The organism is Marivita sp. S0852, from assembly GCF_046591575.1.
In the GTDB taxonomy this organism is placed as follows: Bacteria; Pseudomonadota; Alphaproteobacteria; order Rhodobacterales; family Rhodobacteraceae; genus Marivita.
Map to the genome: position 1 here is coordinate 154,349 of NZ_JBIQWA010000003.1, position 16,036 is coordinate 170,384.

The 16,036-nt window shown below is 57.9% G+C and carries 18 protein-coding genes; 4 read left to right on the plus strand and 14 right to left on the minus strand.

Annotated features, from left to right (window positions below):
- The first annotated feature begins 105 nt into the window (after nucleotides 1–105).
- A complete protein-coding gene (locus ACG74X_RS07135) occupies nucleotides 106–1,695 on the plus strand; it encodes an N-6 DNA methylase (protein WP_411233580.1) in 1,590 nt (529 codons plus the stop codon).
- On the opposite strand, the gene ACG74X_RS07140 is transcribed toward ACG74X_RS07135, so the two are convergent.
- From ACG74X_RS07140 to ACG74X_RS07150, 3 genes are all read right to left on the minus strand, one after another.
- Entirely contained in the window at nucleotides 1,692–2,843 is a 1,152-nt protein-coding gene (locus ACG74X_RS07140; RefSeq protein ID WP_411233581.1) for a phospholipase D family protein, read from the minus strand. The genes ACG74X_RS07135 and ACG74X_RS07140 overlap by 4 nt on opposite strands.
- Before the next feature lie 675 nt (nucleotides 2,844–3,518).
- The gene (locus ACG74X_RS07145; protein ID WP_411233582.1) at nucleotides 3,519–3,869 is read right to left on the minus strand and encodes a hypothetical protein; all 351 of its coding nucleotides are present in this window, start codon (nucleotides 3,867–3,869) and stop codon (nucleotides 3,519–3,521) included.
- The gene (locus ACG74X_RS07150; protein ID WP_411233584.1) at nucleotides 3,866–4,144 is read right to left on the minus strand and encodes a hypothetical protein; all 279 of its coding nucleotides are present in this window, start codon (nucleotides 4,142–4,144) and stop codon (nucleotides 3,866–3,868) included. The genes ACG74X_RS07145 and ACG74X_RS07150 overlap by 4 nt, the downstream gene beginning before the upstream one ends.
- Between ACG74X_RS07150 and ACG74X_RS07155 the strand changes: the two genes are divergently transcribed.
- Nucleotides 4,143–4,622, plus strand: coding sequence for a hypothetical protein (locus tag ACG74X_RS07155; RefSeq protein ID WP_411233586.1), 480 nt, complete (start codon nucleotides 4,143–4,145; stop codon nucleotides 4,620–4,622). The two genes, ACG74X_RS07150 and ACG74X_RS07155, sit on opposite strands and share 2 nt — an antisense overlap.
- Before the next feature lie 4 nt (nucleotides 4,623–4,626).
- On the opposite strand, the gene ACG74X_RS07160 is transcribed toward ACG74X_RS07155, so the two are convergent.
- The 6 genes from ACG74X_RS07160 to ACG74X_RS07185 are packed head-to-tail and all read right to left on the minus strand — an operon-like array spanning nucleotide 4,627 to nucleotide 7,929.
- Nucleotides 4,627–5,364, minus strand: a complete 738-nt coding sequence (locus tag ACG74X_RS07160) for a hypothetical protein (RefSeq protein ID WP_411233588.1) — start codon at nucleotides 5,362–5,364, stop codon at nucleotides 4,627–4,629.
- Nucleotides 5,349–6,146: a terminase large subunit domain-containing protein gene (locus ACG74X_RS07165; RefSeq protein WP_411233590.1), complete on the minus strand. Its 798-nt coding sequence runs from the start codon at nucleotides 6,144–6,146 to the stop codon at nucleotides 5,349–5,351. Before ACG74X_RS07165 ends, ACG74X_RS07160 begins: the two co-directional genes overlap by 16 nt.
- Complete coding sequence (locus ACG74X_RS07170) at nucleotides 6,121–6,375, minus strand: hypothetical protein (RefSeq protein WP_411233591.1); 255 nt, start codon at nucleotides 6,373–6,375, stop codon at nucleotides 6,121–6,123. The genes ACG74X_RS07165 and ACG74X_RS07170 overlap by 26 nt, the downstream gene beginning before the upstream one ends.
- Nucleotides 6,372–6,959 (minus strand): hypothetical protein, encoded by a 588-nt coding sequence (locus ACG74X_RS07175; protein ID WP_411233593.1) that lies wholly within the window; start codon nucleotides 6,957–6,959, stop codon nucleotides 6,372–6,374. Before ACG74X_RS07175 ends, ACG74X_RS07170 begins: the two co-directional genes overlap by 4 nt.
- A gap of 3 nt (nucleotides 6,960–6,962) precedes the next feature.
- Nucleotides 6,963–7,352, minus strand: coding sequence for a hypothetical protein (locus tag ACG74X_RS07180; RefSeq protein ID WP_411233595.1), 390 nt, complete (start codon nucleotides 7,350–7,352; stop codon nucleotides 6,963–6,965).
- Entirely contained in the window at nucleotides 7,342–7,929 is a 588-nt protein-coding gene (locus ACG74X_RS07185) for a hypothetical protein (protein ID WP_411233597.1), read from the minus strand. Before ACG74X_RS07185 ends, ACG74X_RS07180 begins: the two co-directional genes overlap by 11 nt.
- Before the next feature lie 283 nt (nucleotides 7,930–8,212).
- On the opposite strand from ACG74X_RS07185, the gene ACG74X_RS07190 reads away from it, so the two are divergent.
- A complete protein-coding gene (locus ACG74X_RS07190; protein WP_411233599.1) occupies nucleotides 8,213–8,878 on the plus strand; it encodes a hypothetical protein in 666 nt (221 codons plus the stop codon).
- 39 nt (nucleotides 8,879–8,917) lie between these two features.
- Here the strand turns inward: ACG74X_RS07190 and ACG74X_RS07195 are convergent, their stop codons facing one another.
- From ACG74X_RS07195 to ACG74X_RS07210, 4 genes are all read right to left on the minus strand, one after another.
- A complete protein-coding gene (locus ACG74X_RS07195; protein WP_411233600.1) occupies nucleotides 8,918–9,196 on the minus strand; it encodes a hypothetical protein in 279 nt (92 codons plus the stop codon).
- Between the two features lie 830 nt (nucleotides 9,197–10,026).
- Nucleotides 10,027–12,402 (minus strand): DUF5906 domain-containing protein, encoded by a 2,376-nt coding sequence (locus ACG74X_RS07200; RefSeq protein ID WP_411233602.1) that lies wholly within the window; start codon nucleotides 12,400–12,402, stop codon nucleotides 10,027–10,029.
- 79 nt (nucleotides 12,403–12,481) lie between these two features.
- On the minus strand, nucleotides 12,482–12,727 hold the full coding sequence (locus ACG74X_RS07205) for a helix-turn-helix transcriptional regulator (RefSeq protein WP_411233603.1): 246 nt from the start codon (nucleotides 12,725–12,727) through the stop codon (nucleotides 12,482–12,484).
- A 183-nt stretch (nucleotides 12,728–12,910) separates the two neighbouring features.
- Complete coding sequence (locus tag ACG74X_RS07210) at nucleotides 12,911–14,068, minus strand: tyrosine-type recombinase/integrase (protein WP_411233605.1); 1,158 nt, start codon at nucleotides 14,066–14,068, stop codon at nucleotides 12,911–12,913.
- A gap of 386 nt (nucleotides 14,069–14,454) precedes the next feature.
- Here ACG74X_RS07210 and aroQ point away from each other — a divergent pair, with 386 nt between their 5' ends.
- On the plus strand, nucleotides 14,455–14,892 hold the full coding sequence (aroQ, locus tag ACG74X_RS07215) for a type II 3-dehydroquinate dehydratase (protein WP_411233607.1): 438 nt from the start codon (nucleotides 14,455–14,457) through the stop codon (nucleotides 14,890–14,892).
- Here aroQ and ACG74X_RS07220 read toward each other — a convergent pair.
- Nucleotides 14,889–16,001, minus strand: a complete 1,113-nt coding sequence (locus ACG74X_RS07220; RefSeq protein ID WP_411233609.1) for a Ppx/GppA phosphatase family protein — start codon at nucleotides 15,999–16,001, stop codon at nucleotides 14,889–14,891. The two genes, aroQ and ACG74X_RS07220, sit on opposite strands and share 4 nt — an antisense overlap.
- Between the last annotated feature and the right edge of the window lie 35 nt (nucleotides 16,002–16,036).

Here is a 16,036-nt window from a genome sequence, read left to right on the forward strand (position 1 = left end):
CCAAATATGGTTGGCGAAACGCTTTGGTTTGCGATAAACAGTTAGCAGTTCACCAATCGTAAACCGTGGGAACGCAATAAGAACAAAGCGGCAAGGACAGGCAACATGAATTTCATCGCGTTAGAATCAGAAAAGAAGCTGCGCGGTGGCTACTACACGCCTGACGACCTCGCCCAATTCCTCACCCGCTGGGTTGCGCCAACGTCTGGCAAACACGTGCTAGAGCCTAGCTGCGGTGATGGAGCGTTTTTCCCTAGTCTGTTGGGCACGGACGCAACCGTGACCGCTTTCGAACTTGCGCCTGAGGAAGCGGCCAAGGCGGCGGCGCGCGGCATACCCGATTGCACCGTTCACAACCGAGACTTCCTTAGCTGGGCACTGCAAGCGAAGCCCTGTCAGTTTGATGCGGTGATCGGCAACCCTCCGTTCATCAGATACCAATATCTTCCTGCAGACTTCCAAGCCAACGCCGAGCGCGTGTTTGATCGCCTTAGCTGCAAGTTTACAAAACATACCAACGCATGGGTGCCCTTCATCCTCGCGTCGATGGAATTGCTTCGCCCCGGTGGACGACTGGCAATGGTTGTCCCCTCCGAGATTGTCCACGTCATGCACGCACAGTCGCTGCGGACCTACCTCGGACAACAATGCCGCCGCATCGTGATCGTGGACCCGCAGGAAATTTGGTTCGAAGGCACGTTGCAAGGTGCCGTGCTGCTGATGGCCGAGAAGAAGAAGACGCCGAAGGTCCACGGCGAAGGCCTCGGCATTCATCGCGTTTCTGGTCGCGGCTTCCTCAATGAAGACCCAGAGGCAGTGTTCAACAAGCCGCAGGCGATCAACGGGAAGACCGTTCAGGGGAAGTGGACACGCGCGCTGGTTCCCACGGCGACCCTCGCCATCCTAGAAGCCGTGGAAGCCGACTCTCGGTTCTGCCGCTTTTCTGATGCCGCGAAGGTGGACGTGGGCATCGTCACAGGGGCCAACAAGTTCTTCCTCGTTACGGATGAGGTCGTAAAACAAAATGGCTTGGAAAAGTGGGCGCACCCCATGTTCGGACGGAGTGATCACTGTCCGGGCGTGATTTACGACGACGCGCAGCACGCCCGCAACGCCGCCACCGGCAAGCCGACTAACTTCCTTTGGCTTGATCGGTCCGTCGAAGAGAGCGCGAAAGGCCGCGCCTATATCGCCTCCGGCGAAAGTGAAGACCTGCACAAGCGATACAAGTGCCGAATCCGCAGTCCTTGGTACACGGTCCCATCGGTTCACGCGACCGAGGTCGGAATGCTTAAGCGGAGCCACGACACGCCCCGTCTAATCCTGAACCGTGCAAGCGCCTACACGACCGACACGGCATATCGCATTCGGGCGCTACGTGGCACAGCGGATGCGCTCGTCTTTGGCTTCTACAACGCGTTGACCGCTCTCAGCGCCGAATTAGAAGGGCGTCATTACGGTGGCGGGGTGCTCGAACTCGTGCCCAGTGAGATCGAGAAGTTGCTATTGCCTGCCCCGGAAGCGGTTGTGCCTGACGTTGAGCGGCTGGACCGCATGGTTCGTGAGGACTCGGTTGCCGACACGCTTGAAGTGCAGTCGGAGGCGGTGCTGGGCGCGTTGACCAAGTCGGAACAGATGGACTTGCTTGGTGCTTGGGCCACGCTGCGCGACAGACGACACCGCCTGCCCGCCTAGTCGATCTCAACGATATAGCGCGCACCTACCGACGCTGGTTGGTAAAGTTTCAGGCTACGACCAACCAAGCCGGGTTGTTTGATGTGGCTAGTGGCTTTGTCCCAGTGGAGCCCCGTGGTGTAATTGCCTTGCCCAGCCGCCCAAGCAGGCTTGTGGCTTAGGGGCATGTCGAAGTCGCCAACATAGACACCCGCTATGACAAGCGACGTCGGCGCTACCGCCTCATCTTTTTGGGCCGTGGTATTATAGGTCCAATTCAACGCACCGAATACTTGATTACGGAAATAGGTCGTTTGATCAATCACCGCACCACCGGCTTTGTATTTGGCCTGAGTGAGCCGCAATACGCCCGGAGCATGGCCTGGATTGAGTTGCAGGTCGGAGCGCGGGAGACTCGGCTTGGCCCAAACCAATTGCCCGTATATCGGCGGGGCGACGGGCAACGTGCCAGCAGGTGCGGCAGGGACAATTTTCGGTTTTTTCGCTTTTGTCTTTGCGGGTGAAGATTTGAAAGGCAGATTGATGCGAGGCTTGCTCGTAGAGTTTCCCTGCTTTCCAGAACCGAACGTCGTTTGAGTTTTTGGATTTCGTTCATCCTCAAGAATCCCCTGCCTCATCAAATCGACAATTTCGCGACCACTGACAATTCTGAAACAATGCTGCGGATGGTTGACAATGAGGTCATCAAATCCGTCCAACATGGTGTCAACGAACGCTTTGTCCGAGGCATCACCAAGGTCCAGTTCCATATCCGTGCCTGCCTCGATGTTGTTGAACAGCCCCGCATGGGTCAAGTTGGCGCTGCCAACGATGGCTCGGGCCTGATTTGGGCCGGTGGCAATGAAGGCTTTAGGATGGAAAATCCGGCCCCTAGTGGCTGTGTCGAGCGCATAGAGTTCCACGCCCATCTTCAACAAAGCGGCGGTTGCCTGTGCCGTCGTTGAACCGTTCCTGACGCCGATGAAGGCGCGACATACGCCTGCAACAGGGGCCAGAGCGGCAGAGACCGCCGCAACACCTGCTGAGTTTGAGAATGCAGAAGAAATGATCAGCCGATCCAGCCAAGGCTCTTGTGCCAAAGACACCAATTGCGGCGCGTGCTGCTGTCCTCCCGCAAGAGGTTGAAATATTGCCCTAACTGTTGCCATCTGCCTGTAACCCCTCAACAATTCGTTTTGGGAGACCTTACTGCCTGACAGCGCGCGAGTCGATTGCCATGTCTGCTGCGCTTAGGCTCTCGCGTAAATGCTTGACCGCCACTCTGCGCGCGTCTGAGGCGGGGTTCGTGCTGGCGGGTATGTTGATGCCCAAATGACCGACACGCCCGTCAGCGCGCGATTTTTCGGGTGTCTCTGGGCGTGTCGCCCCGCAAAGTGAAAGCGGGCGGCCATGGAGCCGCCCGCTTTGTCCAAATGAGCAGCGTGACATTGCTGCCGCCCCGTTCGATCAGTGAAAATTCGGTGGAATCGTCACACTTCGTTTTCGTTCGATTTCTGAGCCGACAAGCCGCGTGGTTTGCCATTTGTTGGCATCTGCGGCGCGCAGGTGTTGCACGTCGTCGCCACGATGGACAACGATCTCAGTGACACCGTGTTTCGCAATTGCGTTTACGAGACGGAGAAGGTCGTTTCGACCGAGTTCGGCAGGGTTTAAGATGTTCATTGTGGACGCTTTCTATGTATCGTGGTTTCAGATTTGCCATCTTGGCGGGATCACGAAACCACAGCCTCATCTGTAAGGCTGGAGCAGTGCGCACAGAGGGAAACTCCGGATCGGCGCGAGGCTCTAAGACGGGCGGCGCTGATACGCCGCCCGCATTTCTGTTACGCTGCTTGCTTTTCCAAAACACGGAAGCTTTGCAGCCAGCAGCGACGTCGCTGTGCTGACAGCACTCGTGCAGTGAACCTTCCGCCACCAATTGCGGTGATGACCACCACCCAGTTCCTACTCACACCTACAATGGACGTCTCAGCCGAGCCGACATAGTCCCAAGTATCAGCACGGCTTTGCTTGTAGAGACCGCCGCCCTTTCGCTTATGCGCGAAAATCGGGTTTGTGCGCATAACGTCAGTTGCGGCTGCGAGTACATTTCGCCCGGCGAGATCACCCTTTGCTTGCGCCTCTGGAATTGCGAACGAGAATTCAGCGGTCAGTTTTTCACAATTACTACTCATGCTGCCTCCTCGTCGCGAATGAGATGCGAAACGTCGATGGTCCAACGAGTGTCTTGCAGCTTCTCGTCGAACTCGAGACGAAACACCCAAGCAGAAGTTACAACCTCCGCTTCGATGATGCTTTCGAGTCTGTCGATCTTTTTCAGCGTGGCGATTGCCTTGCCGTCAATGTAATCTTGCATTGTGGGTTCCTTTCGTAATTTCCACAGATCCGCCCTTATTTGGGCCACCATGGCTTCCCACACGCGGGCACGAACTTTTGGAGCAGCGGACATGGGCGAAAACTCCAACTTGGACGAACTCGCAGAGGCCGCGCGCCTCGAACCCGGCGACGCCAAGAAGGCGTGGCGGCTTCTGTCCAATCACATCGAAGGGACCGATCTGCCCGCGTGGGTGAAAGCCTACGTGAAAAAGTCGGCGGTCGTCGTGGCCGACTACAACTTGGAGAACGGCGATCAAGCCAAACTTGCTCATGACCTTGGTTTCTACAAGGAGGCCGAGCAGCAAGACGGTTGGAGCTACGACCTCGACCACGTTTTCGAATGGTTCACCGACCGAATGATGAAGGACGTGCAGGACGGCAAGAAAGTCAGCATTTCGCGCACCGCTCGCGAATACCTCGACGAAAACAGGATGTTCAACAATTCACCGGACGGCGCGCGCAAGGCCTACGAAAAGGCGCGCCACCGCCACGCGAAGCGCATGGAAGCGGAAGCAGAGCTTGCACGGCTTCTAGCTGAACGAGGCGTTTAAACGTTCACCACCACCCACGAAGGGTCTGCTGCACGGCGAGGCCCGCTTGAAGGTATTGCGAGGCGAACCCGCCGAGGATCAATGCGATGCCCAAGTCGCCATGTCCGCCCGCGCTGCGGCTTTGGCTGATGATCTGGTTGCCTGCCGCCGTTGTCGTCGTCGCGAAGGAAGCCAGGTCGGCCTCGATCTCGTCGCGCAGCGGCAAGTCGGGAGCGAATTTCATATCGCCCGCGCCGAACAGCACGGCGAGATTTTCGATCATGAAGGTCTTGCCCGCGTTGACATACCGCGACCCCTTCTTCGACCAATCCTGCCCGCCCGTCATCTGCACCGCCTTGTGATCGACGCCTTGATCCCAGAGCATGTCCGAGACCACGCGCCCGATGGAGGTGCCGTCGATGGCAAGTTCAGACTTCCCGCCGAACGGTGGCGCGTTGCGCAGGCGCACGAGGTGATCCACCACATCGACGTAAGACACGCCACGGAAGCGGTCAGCGTAGACCACGGTGCGCTCGCGCGGGCCGACGATGATCTTGCCGTCGTCCACGATGGGCAACGCCTGATCCTTGATCACGACGACCGCCGAAAAGTCATTCGCTTGGCCGAGATCAGCAGCCACCCAATAGCGTTGATACCCTGAAATGCGGGGGATTGCGGGGTCTTGGTTGGTTTCGTTCACCACCTCGCCGTCAGGCAGATAGACGAGGTTTAATTCGGGTTCATAGTTCAGAGCTTCGGACATATCGCAACCTCCGTTGTGCTTGTCGCTTGTTCGATGATGGAAAGGTCGAAATACGCCTGACCATCGGCCAGCATTTCGACTTCGATTTCTTGGCGAAATTTCGTTGCGGAAAGCGTGCGACGCATCCTTTCGACCTTTTCGGCCAGCCTTGGAATATCCGTGCCGCGCACGACGATCCGGTGGATGCCGTCGCCGGGTTTCGCGTCGAGGAACAACCGCGCGAAGTAGTTGTTTTTGCCTGCGGGCGTGCTGCTGAAAAACACCTGCCCGTCTTTGGTCAGCATCGGCAGAACGCCCGAGATCAGGTCTTCGCCGCCGTTCTCACCTTGCAGGAAGGCGCACTCGTCGATGATCAGCAGCGACACCGACGGATAGCCTCGGATCGTGTCCGACGTGGACGGCAGCGCGACCACGCGCGCACCGTTCGACATTTCGAGTTCGGTCAGGGTGGACCGCGTGATGACCAAATCCGTGCGGCGGAGCTGCTGCCCAATCTCGCGGGCGATGATCTTCGCTTGCCGTTCGGCGGGGGCAACGCAGATGGTCAGGCTGTCGGGGACGTGCAACTCCTCGACGGCACGCGCGGCCAACACCGACGTTTTCCCCGCCTGACGGCCCACGCGCAGCGCGATCTCGGACGCCTGCGTGGTGAACGCCTCAACCTGCCAATGATCAGGCGCATGGCCAATCCAATGGCTCAGGCGCGCGACGGGGTCGAGATCGCGTTCGAGGCCCACGCACCAGTCATGAAGGGCGTCAAACGGCATTCTTCTGTCGCTCATAATAGGCGCGCATGTTGGCGACGCTGCACTGCGTGCAGTTTCGGTTGCCGTCGCGCGGCGAGACATGCCCGTTCTTGCAGGGGATGCCCGTGAAATAGAGTTTGCCGCCCTCGTCGAGCATCACATCGCGGCTTTGCGGCAGGCGCGCCCAATCGGGCGACCCGGCTTCCTTGGCAGCGGCAACGCGGCGGCTGTATTCGCCCCAGCCTTCGAAGTCGCGGTGGGTCATAGCACCTGCTCCTCTTTCGTGACGGATAGGACGTGGTGGCGCATGTGCTTGAGAAGGACAGGTTGCGCCTCGGGCACCTCGTCACAAACGGCGCGAAGGATGCTTTTCATCGTCACCCATTCGGGCGATTCCGCGAGTGTGACCGAGACCGAAAGGTTGGTCGCCATCTTCCCGTGCATGGTGGCAATGTCGCGAAGCACTTTTCGCAGCCCGTCCATCGCGGCCAGCGCGAAGGCATCGTCCTCGTTTTCCTCGGCCTTGGTGATCAGCTTTTCGACCCGCCGCGCGAGGCTTTCATAGGTCCGCGCAACGTCCATCCGCTCGTCGTTTAGAACGCGCGTCGCCTCGTCCAATGGTTCGATGCGCGCCTCGGCCAAGATGGCGCGTTTCATTTCCTCGGTGATGTGTTCCTTGCGATACCGCGAGACGGAATCCGGGTGCATCCCGACGCGTTTCGCAACCTGCGCCTTCGACATGCCACCGGGCAGACCGTGTTCCCCAAGGACGATCTGCTTGATGATCGTCTTCTTCTCGGGGTGCGTGTTGATCGTGCTTGGGCGTCCGCTGCCTTTGTTCCCGGCCATTTTTCAGGATACTCCCGCTGCTTTGGTTGAGGCGGTGATGGGCAGGCACGTATCGTCGCGATACCAATTGATCCGCTCATTCAGGCGGGTCCATTCCCCAACGGAGATGTCCACCAGATGATCATGAACGCGATTTGCCGCCTCTTCCCTCATGCCCGCCGCGACGAGATCGCAGCGCAGCTTGCCAGCCTGAACGCCAGCCAGACGGAGCTTCATCACCTGCGCCAAGGCGACGATCAGCGCATCCTGACTGTTGCCTGACGGGTCGAGTTGGGCATGGTCGTGCTGTGTGACCAAGGTCAGGTCACGCAGCACGATCACCTCGTCTTCGGCGGAAAACCCGAGGACGACGCGATAGGCCCATTCCAAAGTCGCACGATCCTCAGGCGTCATGGGATTTCTCCATGTGCGCGAGTTTGGTCTGCATGTGCTGCGGCAGGTCGTCGGGCTGGTCCCAGGATTTGACGGTCATGCCCTCAGCGCGCAGGCGCTGATATTGACGCGGGTCCGCCCCCATCACATCGCGGCGCATGTAGGCGACACGCTGATCCTCGTCCTTGATGACCGTGGTCGTTGTCGTGGCAACATTCCCACGCCCGCGGCGGTGGGTGTCGTCGGCCTTGTCGGGATCGACGATTTCCAAGGTTGCAGCGATCTTCGCCGCTGCCTCTTTGGCAGCCCGATACTTCGCTGGGTCGCGTGCCTCCGCCCGTGTGAGCGTATGGGCGGGCTTGGTCCCCTTCGGATAGTAGTTGCCGTCAGAAGCGCGCTCATAGCCCATGTCGGCCAGTTGCTTGTCTGTCTCGGTCTGCTGTTCGAGGCGGCGTTGCATATCCTTCTTCTCGTCCAAAATGCGCGTATTGAAGTCGCGCAGTCCGTCGAGTTTCTTCTGCTGCGCACCCACGGTTTCAGTGAGCGTGGAAACCTGCTGAATAAGGGCTTTGAGGGCGGCGGATGTATCGTCGGCCATTGCGGTGTCCTTTCGTTCCTAAACAAAACGGACACAGGCGGAAGCCCATGCCCGTTTCGCTGATTAGGACATGAAAGGACCGCCGATCCGTCATGTGCACAATGTATCAAGCGGCCCTTGCTGCCCCGACCGGAGAAGCAGGTGGAGTTTGGGGATTTTGAGGTGTTGCTTACAACTGATCGCAGAGCGGGTGGCAGGTGTTGGATTTTGACAAAAGCCGTTTGCTTCACACTTTCGATGCCGTTTAGGCTAACCTCGACCGCCATTTTCGCGGATAGGCAACATGGAGCACGAGCTTATGCTTAAGAATGGCAAACTAATCCTCTCACTCACGCCTATTGCAATTTCATTTTGCGCCTTGGTGATCTCTGGGATGTCACTCAAACTTTCCCGAGATGCCGCACAGGCAAATATTGAGAGTGTGACTTTCTCCAGAGTCAATTGCTGCGGCACCGTTGCGGACTTCGTATATGAAGACGGTGTTCCTGTAGTTTTGGCAAAGCAGTATCAAATACTGATTTCCAACATCTCAAATATCAGCCTTTCAATCACGCACTGCCTTCACGAAACTGTCTCGAACGAAGATAGTGGCTGGGGTGGCGGCACCCATGGCAGCAACTGTGTTGGTGACTACTTTGATGCAGATGGCAATGCTGTATCGTTGCCTGTTCTCTTGGGTCCAGGCGAAGTCTTAGCGTATCATTTTCTGGATGAATGGAAGCTGTCAGAGGAGCAGATCGAAATATTCCACGCGATGGAAGACAAATCAAACTTTTATGAAGTGATATGCGCCTCGGAAAGTGGAGAAGTGATGTTCAGGTTTGTCTCTCCGGCAAATTCCTGTTTACCCTTTTCGGAGGACCGAATGAGAGACGAACGGTTCATCGTTATTGGGACGGGCCGAGGCAATTCTTTCCAAAGCAAGGATATTAGATGGTGGCTTGGATAGGCCTCCTGACCAAAGTGTCTGTTTTCTCGCAGTATACTTTTATCCAACCCGCGTTTCACGAATTTGCTCGACCACGGAGGCGATGTGCTGCCACGGGATCGGGAACGAATGGGGGTGCACCTCGACGGTCACGCCTTCGGGCTGAACCAAGACGTTGTAGCCGTCGCGGTAGATGTTGCCCTGTTCGGGTTCGAGCGTCGATTTGAGGTCGTCCGCAAACGCGGCAGCGTCGGGCACGCCGAGGTTCGACGTGGTGTTCATGCGGGTGTAGGTGAGTGCGACGGCTTCATGCTCGTCGATGGTCGCGGTAATGGTCATTGTCATGTCCTTTGTGTTGTGGCGCGCACCGAGTCCATCGCGGCAGGTAGGAGAGCCGATGCTAGGCCATTCCCGATGCGCGCAGACCCAGCACGAAATGCGTATCACCCGCTGTTGGGGCGTTGTTCCGGGGAATGAGGTGGAGGTGGGACGAAAGCAGGTGCTGGCCGCGCGCACCGCAGCAGCGCGTCAGAGACGGGCGTTTGCCGTTGTCGGGCACACTAAGTCGGATTTGACCAAGACGACCGCCTGTGCCTCAGCAGATCGAAGGATCAGTGCGGTTGCGGGGTGGCGTTGGTTGCTTGTGCGGTGCGCCGCCCGATTTGCCCAAAATACGTCAGCCTTGTTGATGGGTTTTGCCTCAGATTTCCGCCGCTGTTGCAAAGCACGTTGCAAAAACCAGTTTGGCAACGACTAACCGCTTGATCGGCAAGTCGATCCACCACAAGCGACACTTGATTAACAATCAATCGGCCTTGTTTCAGACCCGTAGTTGGGAGCAAGTCGCAATGATCAGGCGGAGATAGCGGGAGGAGGTCACCTGCCAAATCGCGCGGCATGTCGACCTCGTGTCGAGTCATGTCGAGTTAATCCAACTCGACACCAAGCTAACGCATTGATTCCAAATCTGAAATGTCAACGCTGTCGAGTTTGACGAGTTGAAACTACATTCATATTCCAAATCTACGCATCTGCGACGCAAAACACGCAAAAACAGCAAACAAAAGTCAAATCGGGTCGACACCGACATCTCGACATAACTCGACACCGCTGACCGAAAACGGGCGCAGCCGAAGCCACGCCCGCAATCCTCACACATCACGCAATGATCAGAACGGCACGCCCTCGCCGTGCTTTTCACGCTCTCGCTGCTCAAACGCCGCCTCCACAGCAGCGGGGTCAGGCACAACCATGTCGGTTTCGGGAATGCGGAAACGCTTCCATTCACCCTCGCCATATTCGATGCCCGTCTTGCGCGACACCGCCGCTCGAAACTCGGCCAATGACTTTAGGTCGATGCCACGGGAGCATCCACCGTTGTCGAGAACCGGGTGCATGGTCGGCAAACCTTCCCCATCCACAGTGCGCTGGTATTCTTTGATGTGGGTCGCGTCGCGGCAGGTGCCTTTCCACCCGAGGATTTTCCGCGCGCGGTTTCCGAGGATAACCGGCTTATCATAAGGCGACGCGCCGAGCGTTCGCGCCTCACGATGCAATGTCGCGGTTGCCAGCTTTCCACGACCGTCGAGATCATCGGGCACGATGCCGCTCGTTGCGATCTCGTGCAGCACCTCAAGTACCGGGTCCGACATGATCTTGTCGTCGCGTTTGGCTTGCGTAAGGTGCGGACGCGAGATCAAGTCTTGGTCAACCTCATATTCGAGCAGGTAGCGGAGCACGATACCTGGGTCTATCTCGTAGTATGGCTGCCAGTATTTGCGCGCCTCGTCAGAGGTCATGTCGTCGAACATGGTTTCAACTTCGATCACCGTCCAACGACGGTCGTCGTCGTCAAGGTGGACGGCTTGCTCGTCGTTGGTAGTGGCGATCAGACGGTGGACGTTCTTGCCGTCGAATGTCGCGAGGTGCTTCTGCTCGTATGTCCAAAGGTTCGACGTGATGAACACCTTGAGCTGGTTCGCCTGCTTCGTCGAACCGGTGAACACCGACTCCTCTGCCAAGACAAACGTCGCGCCGAACAGGCGGCGATTGAAACGCTCGAACATACGGTCACTGTCTGCGATTTCTTGCGTCTGTGCGGGCAACAGCAGCCGCGCTATCATCTTACCGAGGAACGACTTGCCGCCGCCTTGATCCCCGCGCAGAGCGAGCGCTGTGCCGGGATGCAACGACCAAGGACGCTGCACACCATCGGCAACCCACGACATGACCCAGTGAGCGAGTTCTTTGTCGCCACCGCACAGGATGCGTTCGACGTAGTCGACCCACAGGGACGCGTCACCGACTTTGGGTTCGACCGCCCAGCCTTGGAACACGTTCCAGCCGGGGCCGTCGTATTCAGGCGACTCGATCACGATGCCGAGGTATTCCGCGCGATCTGGGTCCGAAATCCACAACTCAGACATGGGGACGCGCTTGCCGTTGACCATGACGGTCTTGGGGCGCGTGTAGGTCGTGAAGTCGGCGCGCGTGAACGTCATGCCGTTGTCGAGATTCAGAAACTCAAGCTTGCCGTCCAGGACAAGCAGCGCCCATTCCTCGTTCATGCGTTCGACCACCTCATAGGACATATCCAAGGGTGCTTCCTCGGGCAGGTGTTTGACCTGTTGGATCACGCGGACAAGCTCGCGCTCCTCAAGCGGACCACGATTGCCGAACTCGCTGTCTGGGTCCGCGAACTCGTCATTGACCGAACGGATGATCTCTTCGATTTGGTCATTGTCGGCTCCGCGTGCGCGTGCGGACGCGCCAACGTGATAAAGGAACGAGTTGCGCCCTTCCATCGCTTGGCCGTCGGTCGGGCGTTTAAACCCGCCAGACGACTTCTTGCGCTCGCGCGTGCGCCTCGATTTGGGTTTCGCCTTGGGCGTCAGTGCGGATAGCACAGTATCCGCCATCACGCCCTCAGAGACGTGACACTCCGCCTCAACTTGATCCCACTGCACCGGGTGCTCGTCAGACACGTAGGCAACCACAGAAGGCGAACGCCACGCCAGCACCTGACGTTGATCGCCAAACGCGGGGAGGTTCATTTGCGAACCATTTCCAGCCGTCTGCTTTGGGAACACCTCTTGAGCGTGTTCGATCACATCGGCGGACAACACGGCGTCGCGCTTGGCCTCAAGGTATTTGCGCATACGCTCAGCCGGAATCCACTTGCGCGAGAAAGCGACGACGTGGATACCACCCGACTTGGAACGTGCGACAAGGCATGGGTCTCGCCACGCCTTCATGAGCGCTTCCAACTCCTCGTCGGTTTCGATCACGGGATAGAGGTCCACGTCGATGGCTCCCCACTTCACCATGCCGTCGCGGAGAGGTGACAAGCCGAGCGAAACATCGCCTTTGAGATGACGCGCCCAATCTTGATCGGAAACGCCGCGATTGATCGTGCGATAATCGGGAACCAGTTTCCCGCCGTCTCGCTGTTCATTGCCAGTGAACGTCAGGAAACGTTCCTCGTTTCCGGCAAACAGATTTTTGAATGATTGATCCATACCATTTTCAGGATGGACCCGCTTCACCGGTTCAGCGTCGCCAAGTCGGCGTTTATAACCGACTTATTCCCAATTTCGTGTTGACGCTGATCCAGTGGGGCGGGCCTTAAGCCTGCCCCACTTCTTTTTGCTTCGCCCATGCCATCACGGCGTCGAGATCGTAGCGAACGGTGCGCTCGCTCCAATAGATCGCGGGTGGGCTATCGCCTGCGCGCTTCCACTCGTAGAACTGCCGTTCCGAGATTTGCAGGAAATCGCACACCTGACGAGGCGTCATAAGTTTGGGGTTAGTGATCTGGATTTCCAGATCTTCAATGCGCTGCTCGAGCGCGCGGATTTGTTTTGTGGACATTGCAACAGAGTCCTTTCGTCATGTCCTAATCAGACAGACGCCCTCTGTTGCTACACGACACTGCGGGCTTTCATCGTCCAAGCCGCTTGTGTCGCCGCGCGCTCGGGATGCTGTGCACCGCCAGAATGGCGCGCGTCTCACGACGGGCATAGGTGCTCTGCAAACATGGTGCGCTTTCGCGCATCATTCAAGGCTGAAATCAGGTTCTACCTTAATCCGCTCAAAGTAGACCTTCTCAATGTCCTCGACTGCGCGTCGATTGCCCATGCGCTTGAGGTATTTCATGAGCATGTCGCTGCCCTCGCCTGCCTTCTTGTCGCCGCGCAGGAAGTGGGCGACGTAGTCAGGCAGAAACGCCTCGGCTGACGCCTGCATGAAGTGACGCCTACCGTCGTGGGGCAAAAATACACGAACGCGTTCTCCGTTGATCGTGGCGAACGTGCCCTTGGGGTCTGTGATGTATCCCGTGGCCGACGATGCAGGGAACACCCATTCGCTGCCCGACTGACGGATCGCCTTGAGCAATTCGATCACCGTGTCCATGACGGGCAGCGTGCGCGCCAGCTTGTTCTTCATCTTGGTCAGGTGGATCGTCTTGTTCTGTAGATCGACCTGATCCCACGAAAGCGAGCAGACGTTCTCGGACCTGATGCCCGTCAGGAACATGACAGCGACCGCCGTGCCGACAATGACGTTCTGTTCCCGCCGCGCCATGATCGCCTCCCAGATTACCGACCAATCGTCGGCGTCGAGGTCATGCGTCCGCGCGACTGCTGTCCACTGAGCCTCTGTCTCGTCGCTCTTCGCGACCCGCGTCTTCTTCTGACCGACGGGGTTGACGACGGGGGCGAAGTTGAAGGCGTTACCGATCCCAATACGCACCGCGCGCGCCGTCGCCTTCTTGCCTTCGGCCATCAGGTCGTTGAGGACCGCTTGCACGTCTGCGGAGGTCACATCGGCAACGTTGCTGTCCATGATCCCTTTCGCGTGCATTTCGAGTTGTCGGGTCATTCGGTGGCGATGATCGTCGGACATGCCGCCTTGTGCCTGCGAGGTGTCACACCAAAACCGCCATCCGTCGCGGACGGTATTGATATTGCTCTTGGCAACGCCTGTCTTGGTGTCGCCCTGTTTAAACGCGGTGGCCGCATCCATCGCAGGGAAACCACCAACCTTGATCGACTTCGTTTTCCCATCGACCTTGCACTTGATGTACCAAGTGTTCTTGGTCTTCCCGACGTTCAGATAGAGGCCGGGGAAGCGATCCCCGTCGTGGCGATACATGCCCGGTGCGGCTTTGCGCAGGCGGGCGGGCTTGGTGAAGTCAAGTGCGGCGGTCATCCAATCAGCTCCATTTTTGCAACGTTTTGCAACGCACAATGTCACTAAGGCGCATTATGGCGCACTGTCAACCGATTGATTATCGTTGCAAATATGGTGCAAACACTTGTTTTTAATAACAAACCGCAGCACCATGCACCAACCGAATAAATATCGTCGCTTGACTGTTAATCAATTGGTCGTAGGTTCGATCCCTACCGCCGGAGCCAACGAAACCTGCCGTTTGCAGCGGCATCCTTCTTTGGCGAACACATTTGGTCCCAAGCGTCATTTCCGAACACACAAATAAGCGGCTCCGGTTAAGCTTGGCCTGCTCTGCGTGAGGCAGTGGGTTGCGTGATGGGGGTGTCGGTGGCACTCATGGGCAGCACCTTCGGAGTATGCGCATGTCCAAAACTGTTTTTCTGATCAACGGGCCCAACCTGAACCTTTTGGGCAAACGCCAGCCGGAGATATATGGCGCGGATACACTGGAGGACGTGACCGCGCGCTGTGAGGCGTTGGCGCAGGCTGCGGGGCTGGGGGTTGTGGCGATGCAGTCCAACCACGAAGGCGAGATTGTCGAGTTCATTCACAACGCCCGTCACACGGCCGAGGCGATTGTCATCAATCCCGGAGCATATTCGCATACCTCCGTCGCGATCCTTGACGCTTTGCAGGCGTATGACGGCCTCGTGTTCGAGGTTCATATCTCGAATATCCATAAACGCGAGGCGTTTCGGCATCATTCGTATATTTCGTCACGGGCCGACGGCGTGTTGGCCGGATTTGGGGTCGAAGGCTATGAACTGGCGCTGCGGCGGGCCATCAGCCTGCTGGCCTAGTACGGACCATCTTCCAAAACACCATTGGCCGACATCTGCGCGTATAAAAGGCCTTCGCGCAGCCCCCGGTCGGCGACGGACAGGCGATCTGTGGGCCAACAGCGTAGAAGCGCTTGCAAAATCGCAGCCCCGGACATGATCAGCGCCTGCCGATCCTGTCCGATCCGTGGGTCGCGGCGGCGGCCTTCCGGGCCAAGGTGCAAATAGCCCGAAATCACCTTTTCAATCTGATCGGATGTCATGCGCAGCCCGTCGACCTTGTTGCGGTCGTAGCGTTTCAATCCAAGGTGACTGGCGGCCACTGTGGTCACTGTTCCCGAGGTTCCGACAATTTGAAACCCGTCTCGCGCCTGCTCATCTTTGTAGGGCGCAAATTCGGCAAGGTTTTCCTCAAAATACCAGCTCATTAACGCATACCGGGCCGAGTCGCTTTCGACATCGGAAAATTGGTCCCGCAAAGTGGCAACACCCAGCGGAACGCTGATCCAATCCACCACCTTGGCGGCGGGAAAAGGGCTGTCCTGCGTGTGAAACCCGGCATGCAGCCGCATGATCGCCCTGGGCCGTTCCATGGCGGGCACCGCACTTAGATCAATCCAGACAAGTTCGGTCGAGCCACCGCCGATATCGACGACCAAAAGCTGCTCGGTTTTGGTGCTGACCAAAGGCGCACAGGAAATCACCGCAAGCCGGGCTTCTTCTTCGGTCTGGATGATCTCAAGCGTCAGCCCGGTTTCGCGTTTGACCTGACGAATGAACTCCCGCGCATTATGGGCGCGGCGGCAGGCTTCGGTGGCGACCAATCGCATCTGCCGCACGTCATGGCGGCGCAGCTTTTGCTGGCAGACGCGCAAAGCCGAAATGGTACGGTTCATCGACGCCCGGCTTAACCTGCCGGTCTTTTCCAACCCCGCGCCCAGCTGCACGGATTTGGAAAAGCTGTCGACCACGTGGAATTGGTTGCCCTTGGGTTGGGCAATCAACATCCGACAACTATTGGTGCCCAGATCCAATGCTGCATACAGCTCGGATGGATCGGGCCGGGACGGCGCGGGGCTCTCTACCGGTTTCGGGAATGCGCCCGCACCTTTGGGACGCTTGGGCGCCATAACTTTGCGCCTTCCGAATATCTAAGTTGCCCTAA